The sequence below is a fragment of the Streptomyces sp. TOM-9 genome (genome assembly GCF_056858595.1).
Genome location: NZ_JBXEQB010000001.1, coordinates 8,666,919 through 8,687,535 on the forward strand (window position 1 = coordinate 8,666,919; position 20,617 = coordinate 8,687,535).

The window sequence follows — 20,617 nt, forward strand, 5'->3', positions numbered from 1 at the left end:
GGCGACATCGACGTCAACACCGGCCCAGAACCGGCATCGACAGGCAGCCGGACCGACGCCGCCGACACGGCGCCGCACGAACCGTTCCCCGCCGACCTGGAGGTCGCGACGGTCGCCGAGCTGACCGCACTGATGGTCTCGGGCCGCATCACGAGCGTCTCCCTCACCCGCGCCTACCTGCGGCGCATCGAGGAGCTGGACGTCGGCGGGCCGGCCCTGAACGCGGTGCGCTGCGTCAATCCCGCCGCCCTTGAGGAGGCCGCCGCGGCCGACGTGCGCAGGGCGGGCGGCGACCCCGGCGGCCCGCTGCTGGGCATACCGGTGCTCGTGAAGGACAACGTCGACGTCCTCGGCATGCCGACCACCGCCTGCTCGGTGGTGCTCGCCGACTCCCACCCCGCGCAGGACGCCCCGCTGGTGACCCGGCTGCGCGAGGCGGGTGCGGTGATCCTCGGCAAGGCGAACCTCACCGAGTTCGCCAACTACCTCACCGTCGGCATGCCCAGCGGTTACAGCTCGCTGGCCGGTCAGGTGCTCAACCCGTACGACCTGAGCGAGACGCCGAGCGGCTCGAGCGCCGGTTCGGGGGTCGCCGCCGCGGCCGGACTGGCCGCCGTCACCATCGGCACCGAGACGGACGGGTCCATCCTCAGCCCGGCGTCGGCGACGTCGGGGGTCGGGGTGAAGCCCACCCTGGGTCTCGTCAGCCGCACCGGCATCGTGCCCATCGCGTCCAGCCAGGACACCGCGGGCCCGATGACCCGGACCGTCGCGGACGCCGCCGCCCTGCTGACCGTCCTCACCGGCACCGATCCCGAGGACCCGGCCACCGCCGGAAACCCGCTCGAAGGCCACGACTTCACCGCCGACCTGTCCCCCGACGCCCTGCGCGGCGTGCGCATCGGCGTCGTCGCGGAACAGACGCCCGAGGACGGCACGGACGAACGGGCCCTGTGGGACGCGGCCCTGGACGCACTGGCGCGACGCGGCGCCGAACTCGTCGACGTCGGCATCGAGGCGCGCCGCCGGTACGACGTCGCCTCCCCGGTGCTGAGCCACGAGTTCAAGCGCGACCTGAACGCCTACCTCGCGCGGCTGCCCGAGGGCGCACCGGTGCGCACCCTCGCCGACGTGATCGCCCACAACGAGGCCCATGCGGACCTCGCGCTGAAGTTCGGGCAGACGCTCGCGCTCGCCGCACAGGCCAGGGACCTCGGTCCGGACAGCGCGGACACCGTCGAGTACAAGGCGGCCCGCGCCCGGGACCTGGAGGAGAGCAAGGACCGCATCGACGCGCTGATGGCCGAACACGCCGTCACCGCCCTGCTGTTCGCGAACAGCGGCAGTTCGTCCATCGGCGCCAAGGCGGGCTATCCCTCGGTCACCGTGCCCGCGGGCTACCTCGCGGCCAACCGCCGCCCGTTCAACATCACCTTCCTGGGACGGGCGTGGAGCGAGCCGCTGCTCCTTGGCTACGCGCACGACTACGAGCAGGCGACCCGGCTGCGCAGGCCGCCGTCCGCCGTCAACCCCACCCTGCTGCGCCGCCGTCCGCTCGCCGTACCGGCGCCGAGGGCGGCGGACGCGGAGCGCTGACGGCGCCGGCGCGTGGGACCGCCCCGCACGGGCGGGGCGGCCCGGTCCCACGGTCAGTCGTTCCCGGCGTCCTCCAACAGGCCGCGCACCTCCTCGGCGGTGGTCTCGTGGAGCTCCTCGCCGACGAGCAGCCAGCGCGTGATCCCGACCGACTCCAGGAACGGCAGGTCGTGGCCGGCGATGACGAGTGCGCCCCGGAAGGACGCGAGGGCGGTCGTCAGCTGACGGACGCCGTCCATGTCGAGGTTGTTGGTGGGCTCGTCCAGCATCAGCAGCTGCGGGGCCGGCGTGGCGAGCATCGACGCCGCCAGGGCGGCGCGGAAGCGCTCCCCGCCGGAGAGGGTGCCCGCGGGCTGTTCGGCGCGGGCACCCCGGAACAGGAACCGCGCGAGCCGGGCGCGGATCTCGTTCTCGGACGCCCCGGGAGCCACGCGGGCGACGTTCGCCGCCACGCTCAGCTCCTCGTCCAGGACGTCGAGGCGCTGCGGCAGGAACCGCAGCGGCACGTGCGTCCTCGCCTCGCCCGACAGCGGGGCGAGTTCGCCGGTGAGGGTGCGCAGCAGTGTCGTCTTGCCGGCGCCGTTGCGGCCGACCAGCGCGACGCGTTCCGGCCCGTGGACGTGGAGGTCGCCCTGGCGCAGCCTGCCGAAGCGTGGCCGCAGCCCCTGCAGGGTGAGCACGGTGCGGCCCGCCGGGACCGCGGTGTGCGGCAGGTCGACCCGGATCTCCGCGTCGTCCCGGAGCGCGTCCGCGGCGGCCTCGCGGCGTTCGCGCGCCCGGGCGAGCCGTTCCTCCTGCACGCCGCGGAGCCGGTCGGCGGACTCCTGCGCGGAACGCTTGCGTTCGCCCGCGACGATCCGCGGGGCGCGCCGCTGGGCGTCCATCTTCCCGCTGTGCCGCCGTCGGCGGTCCGACGCGATCCGCGCCTCCTCCAGTTCGCGGCGCTGGCGGCGCACGTCGGCCTCGGCGGCGCGGAGTGCGCGCCCGGCCGTCTCCTGCTGGGCGGCCACGGTCCCCTCGTAGTCGGACCACGTCCCGCCGTACCAGGTGACGGAGCCCGCGCGCAGTTCGGCGACGCGGTCCACGCGTTCGAGCAGCTCGCGGTCGTGACTGACCACGACGAGGACGCCGGAACGCCAGGATCCGACGGTCTCGTGGAGCCGGCGGCGCGCGAAGAGGTCGAGGTTGTTGGTGGGTTCGTCGAGCAGGAGGACGTCGGGGCGGCCCAGCAGCAGTGCGGCCAGGCGCAGCAGCACGGTCTCGCCGCCGGACATCCGGCCGACGGTACGGTCCAGTCCGAGGCCGCCGAGCCCGAGGGAGCCCAGGGTCGCCAGGGCGCGTTCCTCCACGTCCCAGTCGTCGCCGACGGTCTCGAAGTGCTCCTCCCCGACGTCCCCCGCCTCGATGGCCCGCAGGGCGGCGCGCCGTCCGGCGATGCCGAGGGCCTGGTCGACGCGGAGCGCGGTGTCGAGGGTGACGTCCTGGGGCAGGTAGGCGAGGCTGCCGCCGACGGTCACCGACCCCCGGGTGGGGGGCAGCCGGCCGGCCAGCAGCTTCAACAGGGTGGACTTTCCGGCGCCGTTGGCTCCGACGAGCCCGGTGCGGCCCCTGCCGATGGTGAGGGAGAGCCCGTCGACCACGGGTGTGCCGTCCGGCCACCGGAAGGAGAGGCCGGAACAGCCCAGGGACGGGCCGGTCGCGGTGGGGGTGGGAGTGGACATGATGGTCCTCGCAGTCGCAAGCGCAGGGGTGGCGGGCTTCGTGTGCGAGCACCACGCGGCGACCGTGCGGGAAGGGGGGTGCGGTCCTCCGGGGAACGGGGACGGCTCGTGCACCGAGGTCGCATGCGCGCGGGGTCACGGGCGGCGGGAAGGCCGGCTGCTGCGTGACCGGCGGACGGCAGTGGGGCCGTGCGCGCGATGATCGCGGACCTCAGATGAGCAACGTCCACCTCTATCGGAGACGACAGGACCCGGGAACTGTACCTCAGGCTTCGGGGGAAACGCGCGGCCGCGAATTGCCGGGGCCCGGTCGATACAATTCAGAAAGGGAGCGCGGAAAGGTCTCCGATGTCGGGCCGCGTGGCGGTGGTGCGCGATGAATTCGATTCCGCATGACGTGAGCGTGTACGCCGGGCGGTCCTCCGGGCTCATCGGGGCCCAGATCGCCGGCTACCGCGTGGAGCGGGAGATCGGCCGCGGCGGCATGGCCGTGGTCTACTGCGCCCGGGACCTGCGGCTGGACCGTACGGTGGCACTGAAGCTGCTCGCCCCCGAGCTGGCCCGCAACGACACCTTCCGCCGCCGTTTCACACACGAGTCACGGGTGGCGGCCGCGATCGACCACCCCCACATCGTGCCGATATTCGAGGCCGGGGAGACCGACGGTGTCCTCTACATCGCGATGCGTTACGTCTCGGGCCTCGACCTGCGGGCGCTCTTCGACCGGGACGGTCCGCTCCCCGTCCCCACCGCCCTGCGCATCGCCACCCAGGTGGCCTCCGCACTGGACGCGGCGCACGACCACGACCTGGTGCACCGCGACGTCAAACCGGGGAACGTGCTCGTCGCCAAGGGCACCGACAGCGAGCACCCCGAGCACGTCTACCTCACGGATTTCGGGCTGACCAAGAAATCGCTGTCGCTGACCGGATTCACCACCGTCGGCGAGTTCGTCGGCACCCTGGACTACGTGGCGCCCGAGCAGATCTCCGGGCGCCCGGTGGACGGTCGCTGCGATCTGTACAGCCTGGCCTGCGTCGTCTACGAGAGCCTGACCGGTGGCCTGCCCTTCGAGCGTGAGGAGGACATGGCCCTGCTGTGGGCGCACCAGTACGACCAGCCGCCACCCCTCAGCGAGCGGCGGCCGGACATCCCGCCGGCCATGGACGACGTCATGGCCAAGGCGCTCGCGAAGGTCCCCGAGGACCGTTACGACTCCTGCCTGGAGTTCGTGGGTGCCCTGCGGGCGGCCGCGGCCGCGACCGCGTCGGAGGAGGGTTCCGCGCGGGGCGGTTCCCCCGACCACCAGGTGACGCGGGTGACGCCCCGGGCGCCCGTGCTCCCCACGCCCCCGGGACCGCCGCCGGACCCGCCGATGTGGGCCCGGGCGGTCTTCCGTCGTCTGCCGGGTCTTTGAACGTCAGCTGCTGGGCGCGGTGCTGGGAGCGGTGCTGGGCGCGGTGCTCGACGCGCCGCTGGGCGAGCTGTTGGGCAGCTGCTTGGGTTCCGTGGTCTCCGAGGTGTTGTTGACGAACGTGTTCCCCTTGCCCTTGAGGTCGCGGTTGGCGAGGTCGGCGGGCTTGTTGCCGCGGGCGACGTTGTCGCGGATGGTGTTCTCGGAGTTGGACGTCCCCACGACGCTGCCGAACAGCACGATGCCGCCGGACATCGGGGACTTGCCGCTGTTGTCGCGCACGTCGTTGTCGGTCACGACGGTCTTCTCGACGCCCGTGAGCAGGATGCCCGTGCCCTGGATGAACGGGAGGCGGGCGCTGGGCGCACAGTACTTGTTGTTGCCGGTCACCGTGTTGCGGGTGACGGTCAGTGCACCGCCGCGCGGGACGCCCTCGTCGCCGACGACGAAGACACCGCCGCAGTTGCCGGTGACCTGGTTGCTCTCGACCGTGACGCCCCGGACGCGGCGCAGTCCGATGCCGATCCGGTTCTCCGTCAGTTTGTTGCCGTCGATGACGGCGCCCTGGGTGTCGAGCGCACCGCCCTCGGTGTCCATGGAGTTGGCGAGGAAGATGCCGGAATCGCCGTTCTTGCGGGCGGTGTTGTCACGGAAGACGGTGCGGACGGACTTCTCCGCGAGGATGCCCTGCACCTTGTTGTCCCGTGCCGTGACGCGGACGACCTGCAGGCCGTCGGCCTGCGTCGCGTGGATGCCGGCCTTCTTGAACCCGGCGACCGTCAGCGACTCCAGCGTCACGTCGGACGCCTTCTTCTGTGCCGTACCGGTGACGCAGATGCCCTCGCCCGCCTTGGCGCAGGCGTTCTCCTTGCCCTTCGTGCTCGGGGAGATGACGGTGCCCGTGCCCGCTCCGCGCAGCGTCAGCCGCGGCGTGCTGATCTGGACGCTCTCGTGGTAGGTACCGGCCGCGATGTCGATGACCTGACCGGGCTTGGCGCGGTCCACCGCCGACTGGATGGATTCCCCCGCGCGGACGGAGATCTTCTTCTGTGCGTCCGCGGACTGCGAGGCCGTGGGCTGCGACTCGCCGCCGCACGCGACCGCGCCCCCCACGATGGTCGCCGTGGCGGCCGCCGCGACGACGGCCCTGCGGGACCGACAGAGCTTCATGTGTGTGCACCTGCTTTCCGTGACATGTGATCAGCCGAAAACAGACGCTATGGACGGATCTGACACCTCGCCACTCCAGAGCCCGCGGCATGCGGGCGACGGGGCGCTGATCGGCCGGTGGCCCCGGGGCCCACGGGGGTGCCGGGTCCGGTGGCCGGAATCGACCCGGTACGGCTGATGGGGTGGCCGCGGCCGCATCACGGCCCGGGCCCCGGGCAGGCGCATCGTCATGGGAGCACTGAAACGATGGGAACGGGTGATCGAGGGCTGGGAACAGGTGCTGGTGGCGAAGCTGATCCACCGTGATCCGGTGGAACTGGTGGACGCCCTGCGCCGGGAGTGCGACGAACGGGCGGTGGTGTGCAGTTCGAGCCGCGTGGTGGTGCCGAACGTGTACACGGTGGAGCTGGCCGACGCCCCGCACCGGGAGCTGATCCCGCACCGGGCCCGCGTGGGGGAGGCGCTGACGGATTCGCTGCTGCGCCACGCCGACCGGCGCGGCTACGAGTGGGCCGGCCCGGTCACCGTACGCATCGTCCGGTCCGCCGAGGTGCCCAACGGGCGCTACCGGGTGAGCAGCAGGCCCATGAGCCGGATCCGCGCGGACGCGCTCGCCCGGATCGCGCCCGGGTGGTCGTGAGCCAGGGTGGCGCGGTCAGCGGGCGACGCCCTGCGAGGGGGTGAACTCCACGCCCTCCGGCGGGAGCACGGTGCCGGCGTCGTCGACGAAGGCGACGCTGACCGGGCGGCCCTCGTCCGCCGAGCGCCGCAGGTGGCTCGGCCCCCGCGCGGGGGTCCGGTGCGTGTCGCCCCACTGCTGGAGCGCCGCGAGGATCAGCCGCAGTTCCTCGCCCGCCGGTGTCAGGTGGTAGCTGTACCGGGTCCGGCTGCCCGGTTCCCGGTACGGCCGCTTCTCCATGATCCCCTCGTCGACGAGCGAGCCCAGGCGCCCGGTCAGCAGATCGGGCGCGATGCCGAGCTCCCGGCGGAAGTCCGCGAAGCGCGTCACCCCCCGGATCGCCGCCTCACGCAGGACGAGCAGCGTCCACTTGTCGCCGACGACCTCGAGGGTCCGGGCGATCGAGCAGACGGTCTCCTCCTTGCCGGTGGCCTTGGCGCTGGACATGCCTCCAATGTACCTCTGGATTGACATTTCCAATTCAGCTGCTCCCGCGGCGTGCGCCGGTCAGCGGGCCGCCGGTGCGGGCAGACCCGGGTAGAGCAGTTCGAGTCCGCCGGACAGTGCGGCCCTGACGCCGCGGCTCCGGTCGTCGACGACGACCTCCAGGGCCCGCTGCTCGATGCCGTCCAGGGCCAGCTCCGCCACCCATGCGGGGTCCACCTTGTCGGAGGGGTCGACGTAGTCGGCCATCTCGGTGTCCATGTAGCCCACGTGGAGCGCGGTGACGTCGATGCCGGACGGGGCGAGCTCCTGCCGGAGGACGTTGGTCATCGCCAGCTCGGCGGCCTTGGCCACGCTGTAGCCGCCGTATCCCGGGAGGTGGATCCAGGACAGGATGGACAGGACGTTGAGGACGGCTCCGCCGCCGTTCGCGGTGATCGCCGGCGCGAAGGCCCGCGTGACACCCAGGGAGCCGAAGAAGTGGGTCTCCATCTCCAGGCGGATGTCGGCCATGTTCCCCTCGGCGAGCCCCACGTGGGTGCTGATGCCCGCGTTGTTGATCACGAGGGTGGCGTCGGAGGCGGTCCGGGCCGCCCGGGCGATCGACTCGGGGTCCGTGATGTCCAGCCGGAGCGGTTCCACGCCGGGCAGGTCGAGGGCGTCGGGGTTGCGGACGCCGGCGTAGACCTTGGCGGCGCCCCGGTCGAGCAGCCGGGTCGCCAGGTGGCGGCCGAGGCCGCGGTTGGCGCCGGTCACGACGGCGACGGAGTTCTTGATGTCCATGAGGAGCGCTCGTTCCCTTGGGCTGAGTAGGTGTCTCCAATCTAGGTCAGCTGGATTCCGAAAAGCAACTCAGCCGGGAAATGACCTTGCCCCGGGGCCGCGGTTGCCGTTGGCTGGGGGGCGTGACCGAACTGAGCACCGAACGCCTGATCCTCCGCCGCTGGCAGGACCGCGACCTCGAGCCCTGGGCGGCGATGAACGCCGACCCCGAGGTGCGGGAGCACCTGGGGGAGCCGCTGACCCGGGAGCAGAGCGACGCGTCCGTGGCCCGGTTCCTGGCCGAATTCGACGAGCGCGGCTACGGCTGGTGGGCGGTCGAGATCCGGGCGACCGGCGGGTTCGCCGGCTTCGCGGGCCTGGACCGGGTGGACGACGGCCTGCCGTTCACGGGAGTGGAGATCGGCTGGCGCCTCGCCCGTGCGGCCTGGGGCAGGGGCTACGCCACCGAGGCGGCCCTGGCCGTCCTGGGCTTCGGCTTCGGCACCCTCGGGCTCGCCGAGATCCTCGCGGTGACGACGGCCGGGAACCTGCGCTCCCAGGCCGTCATGCGCCGCATCGGCATGACCCGCGACCACGCCGGCGACTTCGAGGACCCCACCGCCCCCGAAGGGCCGCTGCGCCCCAACGTGCTGTACCGGATCACGGCGGGCGCCCCGGTCGGGGCGCCCTAACATGGCCGCCGGGAGGCGGCGTACAGCGCACGGGCGACGCCGCGGACGCCGGAGGACGGACACGGATGACGAGGTGGCGGCGGTTCGAGGCCCCGGTGGCCGGGAGGACCGAGTACCGGGAGATCCGTCAGGAGGGGATCCGCTGCTTCCTGCGCTTGGGCTCCGTCGGCGCGAACGGCAAGGGGAGCACCTCGACGCTCGACGACGAGGAGCACGCCCGGCGCCACGCCGCGCGCAAGGCCGGCGAGTGGCTGCGGAAGGGTTTCGTGGAGGTCGACCCGCCGGAGGACGACGCCGGACCCGACCCGGAGGCGAAGGTCCTCGACGTGCTGCGGGCGGGCGCCCGCCCGCACGCCCGGCCGCACGCCCCGGCCCTGGAGTACCTGCCGGTCGAGGGCTTCGAGCAGGTGTACCGCCGTGTGCTCGCGCCCGGGCGGCCGGCGGGTTTCCACGAGTACGTGGTCCTGCGCGACGACGGACGCAGCGCCGTCCGCTTCACCGTGCGGTCCGACCGGAGTGACGCCGCGGCGGTGTCCGCCTTCCTGGACTTCGTCCGTACCCGTCGCGACCTTGCCTTCGACGGGCGCTCCCACCACAAGGTGCCGCTGCCGGAGCCGGTCGGGGCGTTCAGCCACGCGCTGTTCTGCGCACCGGCCCTCGGACGGGGCTGCGTCGCCTACCCCGCCATCGCCGACCGCGTCGCCGCGGCCTTCCCGGTCTTCGACTGCGAGATCGGTGACGCGGATCCCGAGGTCCTGGTCGACGCGCGGATCCACGGACACGGCTCGCTGCCGTACGCCGACTGGGCCCGCCGGCCGCAACCGGTCGTGGACCTCCGCTTCGACGTCCAGCCGTCCCCTTACCGTCGGACACGGACGTTCAAGGTGTTCGGCGCCGCCGATCTCCAGGCCCTCCTGGCGGCACTGCCGGGCGCGGACCCCGGCAGCCGGCTGGAAGTGCGCTCCTTCCGCGGCGAGACCCGGCGCTTCACACCCGCCGAGGTCCCGTCCCTCGCGGAGGTGACGGCCTTCCTGCACGGCTGAGGCGGCCCCGAGTGGTGACCTCGCCCGCCTGCGCAAGACTGGGAACCTGAGGACCGGAACGTGATGGGACGGTCATGGGCACTTGGGCATCGCGGGAACGCGGCGAAGGGCGCGAGGAGCCGGCGGGGCGCACGGCGGCGCGGATGGTGATCGACGCCCATGGCACGGTCGTCGCATGGAGCCCGGAGGCGGAATCCCTCCTCGGCCACCCGGCGGACGACGTGCTCGGCCGGCCCGCGCTGGACCTGCTCGCCCCCGTCCCCGCCCCCGGCACCGCCGACGCCGGATCCGGCGCGTGCGCCGGGCCCGGATGCGTCCTCCTCCGGCACCGTGACGGGTGGACGGTGGCCTGCCGGCCGAGCCTGCGGGCCGTGCGCGACGACGGGACGGGCCCGCGCCTGACCGTCGACCTGCTGACAGGGGTGTCGGGCCTCTCCCCGGACGTCGACCGCGCCCTCCTCGAGGCACTGTTCACCCGCTCGCCCATCGGGCTGTTCGTGCTGGACCCGCAGCTCAGGCTGATGCGGTTCAACCCGGCGGCGGAGGGCATGAACGACCACCGGTCGCAACTCGCCCTCGGGCGGCGACCCACGGAGGTCTGGCCCGACTTCAGCGCCGAGCTCGCCGAGCGCGTGATGAACAGGGTGCTCAGGACCGGGGAGGCCGCGATCTCGTTCGAGAAGCGCGGCCGTCCGCCGGGCGACCCCGCCAAGGAGCACGTCTACTCGGCGTCCGCCTTCCGGCTCGAGTCGGAGGACGGCCGCATCCTCGGCGTGGCCGACGCCGTCGTCGACGTCACGGAACGCCACCTCGCCGAGGCGCGCCTGGCCCTGATGGCCGAGGCGGGACGGAGGATCGGCACCACCCTGGACCCGATCCGCACGGCGCAGGAACTGGCCGAGGTGGGCGTCCCGGTACTCGCCGACTGCGTGAACGTGGACCTGCTGGCCCCCCTCCTCGGGGGCGAGGAGATGGCGGCGGGGCCGGTCGCGGACGACACCGGGCTGCGGCGCGCCGCCACCTCCGCCCGCTGCGGCCGGACCGGGGCGTACACCACGGGTGCGGTCAGCACCCACCTGGTGGGCTCGCCCGCCCTGCAGGTGCTCGCCGACCACGAGCCGCGCCTCGTCCCCCGGCTCAGCCAGGACAGCGCGTGGATCGGCGACGACCCCGTGCGGGGCGGCAGGATCCTGGAGGAGCGGGTGCACTCCCTGATGGTGGTGCCGCTGCTGGTCCGCGACTGCGTGCTGGGCCTGGTCACCTTCCACCGGTGGGACCCGGACCTGGGCCCCTTCGAGGACGACGACCTCACGCTCGCCGTCGACCTCGCCGGCCGCGGCGCGATGGCGCTGGACAACGCCCACCGCTACGTGCGTGAACGCAACGCCGTCCTCGCCCTGCAGCGCGGCATGCTGCCCCAGCGGCTGCCCGCGCCCAGCGCCGTGGAGTGGGCCCACCACCTGGTGCGTTCCGGTGCCGGCGGCGACTGGACGGAGGTCATCCCGCTGCCCGGCGCACGCGTCGCCCTCGTCAGCGGCAGCACCCCCGGCCGTGGCATGCGCACCGCCGCCACCATGGGCCGGCTCCGGGCGGCCGTGCACACCCTGGCCAACCTGGACCAGGCCCCCGACGAGGTCCTCGCCCGCCTGGACGACCTGGTGCGCAACCTCGCCCAGGAGCACGAGGGCGCGGGCTCGGGCTCCCCGGTCGGGGCCACCTGCCTCTACATGGTCTACGACCCCGTGACCCGGCAGAGCACCATGGCCTCGGCGGGCCATCCGCCGCCGGCGGTCGTCCACCCCGACCACACCGTGCGGATCCCGGACGCCCCCGCGGGCGAACCGCTCGGCCGCCCCGGGCCGTCCTTCGAGATGGCCACCCTGGAACTGCCCGCGGGATGCATGCTGGTGCTCCGCACCCCCGGGCTCCTGCAGAGCCACCCGGAGGGGACCGGCCGGGCGGAGTTCGAACGGCTGCTGGCCACGCCCTGCGACTCCCCCCAGGACATGAGCCTGCTGCTCACCGACGCCCTGGTCCCCGCGGACCCGGACCACGACGCCTCTGTGCTCGTGGCCCGCCCCCGGCCGCTCGGCTCCGACTCCGTCGCCACCTGGGACCTGCCGTGCGACCCCGCCGCCGTGGCCACCGCCCGGACGCTGACGACACGTCAGCTCGCGGCGTGGGCCCTGCACGACGAGTGCTTCGCCACCGAACTCATCGTCAGTGAACTGGTCACCAACGCCATCCGGTACGCGGCACCGCCCATCCAGCTCCGGCTCATCCGCGACCGCGCGCTGACCTGCGAGGTCTCCGACACCAGCAGTGCCGCACCCTTCCTGCGCCACGCCCGCACCACCGACGAGGGCGGGCGCGGCCTGCTGCTGGTCTCCCAGTTCGCCGAGCGCTGGGGCACCCGCTACCGGGAGCGCGGCAAGACCATCTGGACCGAGCAGACCATCGCCGTCTAGAGGGGCGCGGAGCCGGCCCTGAATTCTCGTGGGCGGCGGAACGGACGTCCCCGGGGAAATCCCCGGATGGCGGGACGCTTTTTTGCGCCGGCTTTCTCGCCGCGTTCCCCCGGATGCGTGCAGTGCCGCGACGAGCAGGGAGTCAGCCGCTGGTTTTGCTTGATCGGCGCCGCCTATCAAGCAAAAGGAACGGCCTCTTTGACGGGCCGGTGAAGCGGGTCTAGCTTTTGCGCGGATCGGTATTCGCGGCGGTTTCCGCGGTGTTGGAAGCCGGGAAGGCAGGGCAGGCATGAGCGCTCTGGAGGACCCAACGGACGAGCACCTGGAGATCACCTCGCCCAAGACATGGGCGACCGGTCTCCCCGCGGTCACGCACGCACTGCGGTACTCGCTGAGCCAGACCTCGCCCCGCCGGACCATGCTGACCCTGCTGAACGTCAACCAGGCCAAGGGCATCGACTGCCCCGGCTGTGCCTGGCCGGAGGCGGCACCGGGCAAGCGGCACATGAACGAGTACTGCGAGAACGGCGCCAAGCACATCAACGACGAGGCGACGTCGCACCGCGTACGGCGCAAGTTCTTCGAGCGGTACACCGTCGAGGAACTGGGCCGCAAGTCCGACTACTGGCTCAACCAGCAGGGCCGACTCACCGAACCGATGGTCAAGCGGCCGGGCGCGGAGCACTACGAGCCCATTTCCTGGGACGAGGCCATCGCCCTGATGGCCGAGGAGCTGCGGGCCCTGGACTCCCCGGACGAGGCCCTGTTCTACACCTCCGGACGCGTGGGCAACGAGGCCGCCTTCCTCCTCCAGCTCTTCGCCCGCGCCTACGGCACCAACAACCTGCCGGACTGCAGCAACATGTGCCACGAGTCCAGCGGCGCCGCGATGAACGAGACCCTCGGCGTCGGCAAGGGCACCGTCAGCCTGGACGACATCCACGAGGCCGACCTGATCTTCGTCGTCGGACAGAACCCCGGCACCAACCACCCGCGCATGCTGTCCGCACTGGAGGAGACCAAGCGGGGCGGCGGAAGCGTCGTCGCCGTCAACACCCTCCCCGAGGCCGGGCTGATGCGGTTCAAGCACCCGCAGAAGGCGCGCGGCGTCATCGGCCGCGGCACGGTCATCGCCGACCAGTTCCTGCACATCCGCGCGGGCGGCGACCTCGCCCTCTTCCAGGCGCTGAACCTCCTGCTCCTGGAGGCCGAGGACGCCGCTCCCGGCACGGTCCTGGACCACGACTTCATCCGCGAGCACAGCACGGGCTTCGAGGAGTTCGCCGAGCACGCCCGCAAGACCTCCTGGGTCGACGTGCTGACGGCCACCGGCCTGACCCGCGAGGAGATCGAGCAGGTCCACGAGCGCGTCCTGGCGGCCAAGAGCGTCATCGTCTGCTGGGCCATGGGCGTCACGCAGCAGAAGCACGGTGTGCCGACCATCCGCGAGATCGTCAACTTCCTGATGCTGCGCGGCAACCTGGGCAAGCCCGGCGCCGGGGCGTGCCCGGTGCGCGGCCACAGCAACGTCCAGGGCGACCGCACCATGGGCATCTGGGAGAAGATGCCGCAGAGCTTCCTCGACTCCCTGGGACGGGAGTTCGGCTTCACACCCCCCGTCAAGCACGGCCACGACTCCGTCGACGCCATCCGTGCCATGCGCGACGGCGAGGCGAAGTTCTTCCTCGGGGTGGCGGGGAACTTCATCCGGGCCACCCCCGACAGCGACGTCACGGAGCGGGCGATGCGCCGCTGCCGGCTGACGGCGCACATCTCCACCAAGCTCAACCGCTCGCACACCGTGTGCGGTGACACCGCACTGATCCTGCCCACCCTGGGCCGCAGCGACCGGGACGTCCAGGCCGGCGGCGAGCAGTTCGTCACCGTCGAGGACTCCATGAGCATGGTGCACGCCTCCCGCGGCAAGCTGGCGCCCGCCTCCCCCGACCTGCTGAGCGAGGTGGCGATCATCTCCCGGCTGGCCCGGGCCACGCTCGGCGATTCCCCGGCGATCGGCTGGGAGGAGTTCGAGGCCGACTACGGCACCGTCCGGGACCGGATCTCCCGGGTCGTCCCGGGGTTCGCGGACTTCAACCGGCGCGTCGCCGAACCGGGCGGCTTCCAGCTGCCGAACCCGGTGAACGCGATGACCTTCCGGACGCCGAGCGGCAAGGCCGTCTTCACCCGCAACGACTTCGAGATGCCGCGGGCACCGAAGGGCCACCTCATCCTGCAGTCCCTGCGGTCGCACGACCAGTGGAACACCATCCCGTACGCGATGGACGACCGCTACCGCGGCATCCAGGGCGGCCGCCGGGTCGTCATGGTCAACCCCGAGGACATCGCGGCCCTGGGGCTCACCGAGATGCAGATGGTGGACCTGGTGAGCATCTGGACCGACGGCAGCGAGCGCCGGGCCGAGTCCTTCCGCCTGGTGCCCTACCCCACCTCCCGGGGGTCGGCCGCCGCCTACTATCCGGAGACCAACGTCCTGGTCCCGCTGGACAGCGTCGCGGACGTCAGCAACTGCCCCACCTCCAAGGCCGTCGTCGTACGACTGGAGGCGGCGGCATGGGCCGGGTGACCGCGCGGCGGCGGGTGCTGCGGATCAGGGACGGGGTGCCCGGGCACCGCTCGGACACGCTGGCCGCCGAGGAGCCGATGGAGATCCGGGTCGGCGGCCGCGCGCTGACGGTCACCATGCGCACCCCCGGCAGCGACTTCGACCTCGCGGTGGGCTTCCTCGTCAGCGAGGGCGTCATCCACGGTCCGGACGACGTGCTGGGCATCCGCTACTGCGCCGGTGCCACGGACGACGGCGGCAACACCTACAACGTCGTCGACGTCGTCCTGGCCCCTGGTGTGCGCCTCCCGGACCTCTCCCTGGAGCGCAACTTCTACACCACCTCCTCCTGCGGTCTGTGCGGCAAGGCGAGCCTGGACGCGGTGCGGACCACGCAGCACTGGAGCGTGGCGGGCGACGACGCGCAGATCGGCTCCGAGGTGCTCTTCACCCTCCCCGACCGGCTGCGGGCGGCGCAGCGGGTCTTCGACAGCACGGGCGGGCTGCACGCGGCCGGGCTGTTCACGACGGACGGCGAGATGCTGTGCCTGCGTGAGGACGTGGGCCGTCACAACGCCGTCGACAAGGTGGTCGGCCACGCGCTGCAGGAAGGGCTGCTGCCGCTGCGGGGCACCGTGCTCATGGTGAGCGGGCGGGCGTCCTTCGAACTCGTGCAGAAGGCGGCCATGGCGGGCATCCCGGTGCTGGCCGCGGTGTCCGCGCCGTCCTCCCTCGCCGTGGACCTGGCCGACGAGACGGGGATGACCCTGGTGGGCTTCCTGCGCGGCCGCTCGGCGAACGTGTACACCGGCGCCGAGCGGCTGCGCGTGACCCAGCCCGTCGCCTGACGCGGAGCGTCGCCCGGCGGTGCGTGCGCAAGGGCGTGCGCCAGGGGTGCCGCCCGCCGGGCGGCACCCGTTCCGCGCCCGGTGGCGCCGTGACCGCATCCTCGACTCGCCGCGCACGGCACTCACCGGTTCACTGGGAACACGAGCGCTCCGGGCACTTCGCGGAGGCGGGCGCCGTCGGCCCGCCGGGAGCGACTTGGTATACAGCTCGGAACCCGGGAACAGGTCCGACGCGTCTCCCGGCCGGCGGAATCCTGAGAGGTGCTCAGCCGTGCTCTTCCGGCAGCTCGAATACCTGGTGGCCCTGGCGCAGGAGGGGCATTTCGCCCGCGCCGCGCAGAGCTGCGGGGTGTCCCAGCCCTCGTTGTCCGAGGGCATCCGCAAGCTGGAGGAGGAGATGCGGGTCCCGCTGATCCAGCGGGGCCGGCGGTTCGACGGACTCACCGCCGAGGGCGAGCGCGTCGTGGTGTGGGCGCGGCAGATCCTGGCCGACCGGGACGCCATGGAGGGCGAGGTCGCCGCCATGCGCACCGGACTGAGCGGCCGCATCCGCATCGGCGTCGTGCCCAGCGCGGCCACCGCCGTGCCGCGCCTGGTCGACCCGTTGTGCACGCGGCACCCGCTGCTCACCGCGCACATCGTGAACGACCTGACGTCGAGTGACATCCTCACGATGCTCAGGGACTTCACCCTCGACGCCGCCGTCACCTACCTGGACGACGAGGTGCGCGCCGCCTTTCGCACCGTGCCGCTGTACCGGGAGAAGTACGCACTGCTCACCGACGCCTCGTGGGCCCCGGCCGGCGGCGCGACGGCGACCTGGGCGGAGGCGGCGGCCCTGCCACTGTGCCTGCTCACATCGACCATGCGGGGACGGCGCACCATGGACGCCCTCTTCGCCGCGGCCGGGGCCGAACCGACGGCGAGGGTGGAGACCGACTCGTTCGCCTCGCTGATCGCGCACGTCGTGCCCGGGCGATGGGCCGGGATCGCCCCTCTGGCGTGGATCCATGCCCTGGGAGTGCCGCCCGGGGTGCGGGCGGTCCCGATGGTGGAGCCCGCCCGGGCTGCCGAGATAGGGCTGGTCGCCTTCCGCCGGGATCCCGAGTCCGTCATGGTGCAGGCGCTGGTCGCCACCGCGCAGCACGCCGACCTCAAGCCCCTGGAGTCGCTTCCCCGGATGAAGTGAGACCGGGGATCGCGGCCGACGACGCCCGACGGCGGCGGGGCCCGGCGCCGTCGTGGTCGTCGCGCTGCCGGACGAGACGTCCGCCGGGCGTTCGCCGAGTGGCGCAGCCCCGGGACTGCCCGTCTAGGACGTGACCGCGGTCGTGGTCCCGGCGGGGCGGAGCCACACGGTGGTGTCCGCGGGCACCGAGCGGCCGTCGAGCGGTGTGCTGGCCAGCAGCACCTCGTCCCCCTCCGCGAGGGGCAGCGGATCCGGGCCGAAGTTGGTCAGGCACCGCAGCCCCGGCGCGCGGTCGAAGGCGAACCAGGAACCGTCCTCGGGCCCCTGCGGAACCGGCGCCGCGTCCGCCGGGACCGGCGCGGCGCGGCGCAGCCGCAGCGCGGAGCGGTACAGGGCGAGCATCGAGGCGGGGTCGTCCTCCTGGGCCCGGACGGTCAGGTCCGCCCAGTCGTCGGGCTGCGGGAACCAGCAGGCGTCAGCGGGGGCGCTGCTGAAACCGTACGGAGCCGCCGGGCCCTCCCAGGGCAGCGGCACCCGGCAGCCGTCGCGGCCGCGCTCGCGGTGGCCGGAGCGCTCCCAGAGGGGATCGCGCAGCCGGTCGTCCGGCACGTGGGCCTGCGGCAGCCCCAGTTCCTCGCCCTGGTAGACGTACGCGGCGCCGGGCAGCGCGAGCATGAGCAGCGCGGCGGCCCGGGCTCGGCGCCGGCCGCGCTGCCCGCCGCCGTAGCGGGTGACCGGGCGGACCGCGTCGTGGCTGGACAGGACCCAGGTGACCGGTGCCCCGACGGCCCGCATCGACGCGACGGACCGCCCGATGACCGCGCGCAGCTCCGTCCCGTCCCAAGGGGACTCCAGGAAGGCGAAGTTGAAGGCCTGCTGCATCTCGCCGGGGCTGACGTACCGGGCCAGCCGGGCCGGTTCGAACACGGCGGCCTCGGCCACCATCACGCGCTGCCCCGGGGGGACCGCACCGGGCGGCGCCGGATGGGTGTCCAGCAGCCGGCGCCAGGAACGGAACAGCGGGTGCAGCTCCTCCTGGTCGTGGTACGGCAGCAGGTGGTTGCGCAGGAGGTCCTGGTGCTGCCCGGGTCCGGCGTCGGGCAGGCCCGGGGCCTTGAAGAGGGTGTGGGCCACGTCGATGCGGAAACCGTCGACGCCGCGGTCGAGCCAGTGCCGCAGGATCCGCTCGAAGTCGGCGACGACCTCCGGCCGGCGCCAGTTGAGGTCCGGCTGCTCGGGCGCGTGCAGATGCAGGTACCACTCGCCCGGGCCGCCGTCCGGTGCGGGGACACGGGTCCACGCCGGACCCCCGAACGCGGACTCCCAGTCGTTCGGAGGGAGTTCACCGTCCGCGCCGCGTCCGGTGCGGAAGAGGTAGCGGTCCCTCGCCGCGCTCCCCGGGCCGGCCGCGAGGGCCTCCCGGAACCAGGGGTGCGTGTCCGAGGTGTGGTTGGGGACGAGGTCGATCAGGACCCGCAGCCCCAGGCCGTGGGCGCGCGCGACGAAGGCGTCGAAGTCCGCGTCGGTGCCGAGGTCGGGGGCGACGGCGGTGTGGTCGGCGATGTCGTAGCCGCCGTCGGCCAGCGGGGACGGGTAGAACGGGGTGATCCACACCGCGTCCGCCCCCAGCCGGGCCACGTGGTCCAGGCGGTCGGCGGCGCCGGCGAGGTCGCCGACGCCGTCCCCGTCGCCGTCGGCGAACGCACGCGGGTGGATCTCGTAGCAGACCGCGTCCCGCCACCAGGGCGTGGCCGGTGCGGGATGGGTGGTGCTCACGGTGCTCCTCATGCTCCTGTCGGGCCGGACGGGACCGGCAGGGTGCGGCCGGTCTCCGTGGAACGCGTGGCGGCCTCGGCCACCGCGACCGCGGTCCGCCCGGACCGCACGTCGGCCACCGGGGTGCCGCCCCCGGTCGCGCAGCGCAGCAGGTCGGTGAAGGCGGCGCGCACGCTCTCGGCGTACACGTGCTGCTTGCGTGCCTCTCCGCCCAGGTCGACCACGCAGGTCACCCGGTGCGGGACGCTCCGCTCCACACCGCGGCCGCGGGCGGGCGCCGCCGGTCCCGCGTCGCGTTCCACCGTGACGGTGATCCGCTCCTCGCCGTGCGGCCGCAGCCCCGGTACGGCCAGCAGCGCGGCGGCGCGCGCGGGCAGGTCCTCCCAGCGGCGGGCGCCCTGCTCGTCCGTCCAGGCCGTGACCGTCGCGTGGGTCGGGATCCAGCCGGTGACCCGGGCCTCGGCGAAGCCGTAGTCCAGGCGCATCAACTGCCGTTCGGCGCGGTGGGCGTGGGTGAAGGAATGGGTGTGGGTGGCGACGGCGCCGCCGGGGTGGGTGGCGGTGGCCACGACGATGTCGACCGGGCCGCCCTCGCGGCGCACGGCCGTGCCGTGCACCTCGACGGGCTCGCTGCCCATGAGGGCGCGGGCGGCGTCGAAGAAGTGCACGCCGTGCTCGACGTGGATGCCGCCGCTGCGGGCGGGGTCCCAGAACCAGTGGCCGGGGCCCAGGTCCTCGTCGGCGGCGTCGTTCTCGAAGGCGAAGCGCACCAGCGGGTCCAGCAGCCCTTCCTCGCGCAGCCGCTCGAGCATCCGCAGGACGGGGTTGTAGCGCAGGACGTGGTCGACGACGAGGACGCCGGTGGAGCCTTCGGCCTCGGCCTCCACCCGCAGGGCGTCCTCCAGCGTCACGGCCAGCGGCTTCTCGCAGAACACGTGCCGGCCCGCGCGCAGCGCGCCGACGGCGAGTTCCGCGTGGGTGGCCGGGGGAGTGGCGATCGCCACGACGTCCACCCCGCGCAGGCCCGCCAGCGCCGCGGCGTCGGCGGCGACGGCGGCGCCGTGCCGCCGCGCGAGGGCGGCGGCACGGTCACCGTCGGGGTCGGCGCAGGCCACGACGCGTACGCCGGGCAGATCGGCCACGGCGTCCAGCAGGTAGGCGCCGAACGCGCCGCAGCCGGCCAGGCCCAGACCGAGCGTGGTCACTCGGCACGGTCCAGGCGGGCGACGCCGATGTGGGCGTCGGCCATGCCGTAGAAGACGTAGCGCACGCCGTCGATCTCCTCGATCGCGGTCGGGAAGACGACGTTCGGCACGGTGCCGGAACGCTCCTCCTCCGTCTCCGGCTCCATCAGCGGCTCGTCGGTGCGGGCCAGGATCCGGGCCGGGTCCTGCGGGTCGAGGATCATGGCGCCCGCCGCGTAGCTGACCTTCTGCTGCTGGGCGAAGGGGTCGTCGATGGTGCCGGACACGCCGTGGTGGATGAGCAGCCAGCCCTCCTCGACGCGGATCGGGGCCGGGCCGGCGCCGATCTTGAGCTCTTCCCAGGGGTGCTCGGACAGCGCGACCAGACGGTGGTCACGGGGGCGGGCCAGGGCGCTGAGGTCCTTCTCCACCTCGGCCACCGGGACGTAGGAGATCCAGATGCCGGGGCGCTCGTCGGTCACGCCGGCCGGCAGGTGGACGCCCTCCCCGGGACGGAACCAGCCCAGGTCCCACATCGGGCGGTGCAGCATGGCGAAGGCGGGCTCGCCGTCCGGTCCCGGGACGGGCTCGGGGAAGTGCACCACGTCCTTGTTCGGGAAGAGGTTGAGGTCCGTGTCGAGGTCGGCCTGGTAGGCGAACTGGATCGGGCCCAGGCGCTCCCAGGTGACCAGGTCCTTCGAGACGGCCAGCGCCGGCTTGGGGCCGAGCGGGCCGTAGGCGACGTACGACATGACGTGCAGCCCGAGCGCCTCGATCCACGTCGTGCGCGGGTCCTCCACGCCGGCGTTGTTCTTGCCGCGCTCCCAGCCGGCGTCGGGGGCGAGGACGACGCCGCGGCGCTCGACGCCGGTGGGCACGCCGTCCTCGATCACGACCTCGGCGAGGCCCACCCGGGAGACGTTGCCCTCCGAGACGAGGCGGGGCAGCAGGTGCAGGGTGCCGTCCGGGGTGCGGCCGGACGCGGGGTTGAGCACGCCCTCGGCCTCGTTGGCCTCGCCGGCCAGCGGCGACATCACGACGCCGACACGGGTCAGGCGGTAGGGCACG

At 73.3% G+C, this 20,617-nt stretch carries 16 protein-coding genes; 9 read left to right on the plus strand and 7 right to left on the minus strand.

Annotated elements, in window-relative coordinates:
• Window positions 1-132 precede the first annotated feature (132 nt).
• Window positions 133-1,596 (plus strand): amidase family protein, encoded by a 1,464-nt coding sequence (locus tag AC1VWI_RS39865; protein WP_499515924.1) that lies wholly within the window; start codon window positions 133-135, stop codon window positions 1,594-1,596.
• A 53-nt stretch (window positions 1,597-1,649) separates the two neighbouring features.
• Here AC1VWI_RS39865 and AC1VWI_RS39870 read toward each other — a convergent pair whose 3' ends face one another.
• Window positions 1,650-3,317: an ABC-F family ATP-binding cassette domain-containing protein gene (locus AC1VWI_RS39870; protein WP_499515925.1), complete on the minus strand. Its 1,668-nt coding sequence runs from the start codon at window positions 3,315-3,317 to the stop codon at window positions 1,650-1,652.
• Window positions 3,318-3,693: 376 nt separating this feature from the next.
• On the opposite strand from AC1VWI_RS39870, the gene AC1VWI_RS39875 reads away from it, so the two are divergent.
• Window positions 3,694-4,734, plus strand: a complete 1,041-nt coding sequence (locus AC1VWI_RS39875; RefSeq protein WP_499515926.1) for a serine/threonine-protein kinase — start codon at window positions 3,694-3,696, stop codon at window positions 4,732-4,734.
• 3 nt (window positions 4,735-4,737) lie between these two features.
• Here AC1VWI_RS39875 and AC1VWI_RS39880 read toward each other — a convergent pair whose 3' ends face one another.
• The gene (locus AC1VWI_RS39880) at window positions 4,738-5,901 is read right to left on the minus strand and encodes a right-handed parallel beta-helix repeat-containing protein (RefSeq protein WP_499515927.1); all 1,164 of its coding nucleotides are present in this window, start codon (window positions 5,899-5,901) and stop codon (window positions 4,738-4,740) included.
• Between the two features lie 229 nt (window positions 5,902-6,130).
• On the opposite strand from AC1VWI_RS39880, the gene AC1VWI_RS39885 reads away from it, so the two are divergent.
• On the plus strand, window positions 6,131-6,541 hold the full coding sequence (locus AC1VWI_RS39885; RefSeq protein ID WP_499515928.1) for a DUF3662 domain-containing protein: 411 nt from the start codon (window positions 6,131-6,133) through the stop codon (window positions 6,539-6,541).
• Between the two features lie 15 nt (window positions 6,542-6,556).
• Here the strand turns inward: AC1VWI_RS39885 and AC1VWI_RS39890 are convergent, their stop codons facing one another.
• The gene (locus tag AC1VWI_RS39890) at window positions 6,557-7,027 is read right to left on the minus strand and encodes a winged helix-turn-helix transcriptional regulator (protein WP_499515929.1); all 471 of its coding nucleotides are present in this window, start codon (window positions 7,025-7,027) and stop codon (window positions 6,557-6,559) included.
• Between the two features lie 60 nt (window positions 7,028-7,087).
• On the minus strand, window positions 7,088-7,807 hold the full coding sequence (locus AC1VWI_RS39895) for an SDR family oxidoreductase (RefSeq protein WP_499515930.1): 720 nt from the start codon (window positions 7,805-7,807) through the stop codon (window positions 7,088-7,090).
• A 122-nt stretch (window positions 7,808-7,929) separates the two neighbouring features.
• Between AC1VWI_RS39895 and AC1VWI_RS39900 the strand changes: the two genes are divergently transcribed.
• From AC1VWI_RS39900 to AC1VWI_RS39925, 6 genes are all read left to right on the plus strand, one after another.
• Complete coding sequence (locus tag AC1VWI_RS39900; RefSeq protein ID WP_499515931.1) at window positions 7,930-8,478, plus strand: GNAT family N-acetyltransferase; 549 nt, start codon at window positions 7,930-7,932, stop codon at window positions 8,476-8,478.
• A gap of 65 nt (window positions 8,479-8,543) precedes the next feature.
• The gene (locus AC1VWI_RS39905; RefSeq protein WP_499515932.1) at window positions 8,544-9,521 is read left to right on the plus strand and encodes a WGR domain-containing protein; all 978 of its coding nucleotides are present in this window, start codon (window positions 8,544-8,546) and stop codon (window positions 9,519-9,521) included.
• A 74-nt stretch (window positions 9,522-9,595) separates the two neighbouring features.
• Window positions 9,596-11,989, plus strand: a complete 2,394-nt coding sequence (locus AC1VWI_RS39910; protein WP_499515933.1) for a SpoIIE family protein phosphatase — start codon at window positions 9,596-9,598, stop codon at window positions 11,987-11,989.
• Between the two features lie 289 nt (window positions 11,990-12,278).
• Window positions 12,279-14,573 carry an FdhF/YdeP family oxidoreductase gene (locus tag AC1VWI_RS39915; protein ID WP_499515934.1) on the plus strand — a complete coding sequence of 765 codons (2,295 nt, stop codon included), beginning with the start codon at window positions 12,279-12,281 and terminating at the stop codon, window positions 14,571-14,573.
• Window positions 14,561-15,400, plus strand: coding sequence for a formate dehydrogenase accessory sulfurtransferase FdhD (gene fdhD, locus AC1VWI_RS39920; protein ID WP_499515935.1), 840 nt, complete (start codon window positions 14,561-14,563; stop codon window positions 15,398-15,400). Before AC1VWI_RS39915 ends, fdhD begins: the two co-directional genes overlap by 13 nt.
• Before the next feature lie 271 nt (window positions 15,401-15,671).
• Window positions 15,672-16,589 (plus strand): LysR family transcriptional regulator, encoded by a 918-nt coding sequence (locus tag AC1VWI_RS39925; RefSeq protein ID WP_499515936.1) that lies wholly within the window; start codon window positions 15,672-15,674, stop codon window positions 16,587-16,589.
• Window positions 16,590-16,712: 123 nt separating this feature from the next.
• Here the strand turns inward: AC1VWI_RS39925 and AC1VWI_RS39930 are convergent, their stop codons facing one another.
• From AC1VWI_RS39930 to AC1VWI_RS39940, 3 genes are read right to left on the minus strand one after another with little or no spacing between them, the layout of a single operon-like run.
• Window positions 16,713-18,377, minus strand: coding sequence for a glycoside hydrolase family 13 protein (locus AC1VWI_RS39930; RefSeq protein ID WP_499515937.1), 1,665 nt, complete (start codon window positions 18,375-18,377; stop codon window positions 16,713-16,715).
• On the minus strand, window positions 18,374-19,570 hold the full coding sequence (locus tag AC1VWI_RS39935; RefSeq protein ID WP_499515938.1) for a Gfo/Idh/MocA family protein: 1,197 nt from the start codon (window positions 19,568-19,570) through the stop codon (window positions 18,374-18,376). The genes AC1VWI_RS39930 and AC1VWI_RS39935 overlap by 4 nt, the downstream gene beginning before the upstream one ends.
• The gene (locus AC1VWI_RS39940; RefSeq protein ID WP_499517027.1) at window positions 19,567-20,583 is read right to left on the minus strand and encodes a glycoside hydrolase family 130 protein; all 1,017 of its coding nucleotides are present in this window, start codon (window positions 20,581-20,583) and stop codon (window positions 19,567-19,569) included. The genes AC1VWI_RS39935 and AC1VWI_RS39940 overlap by 4 nt, the downstream gene beginning before the upstream one ends.
• Window positions 20,584-20,617 lie beyond the last annotated feature (34 nt).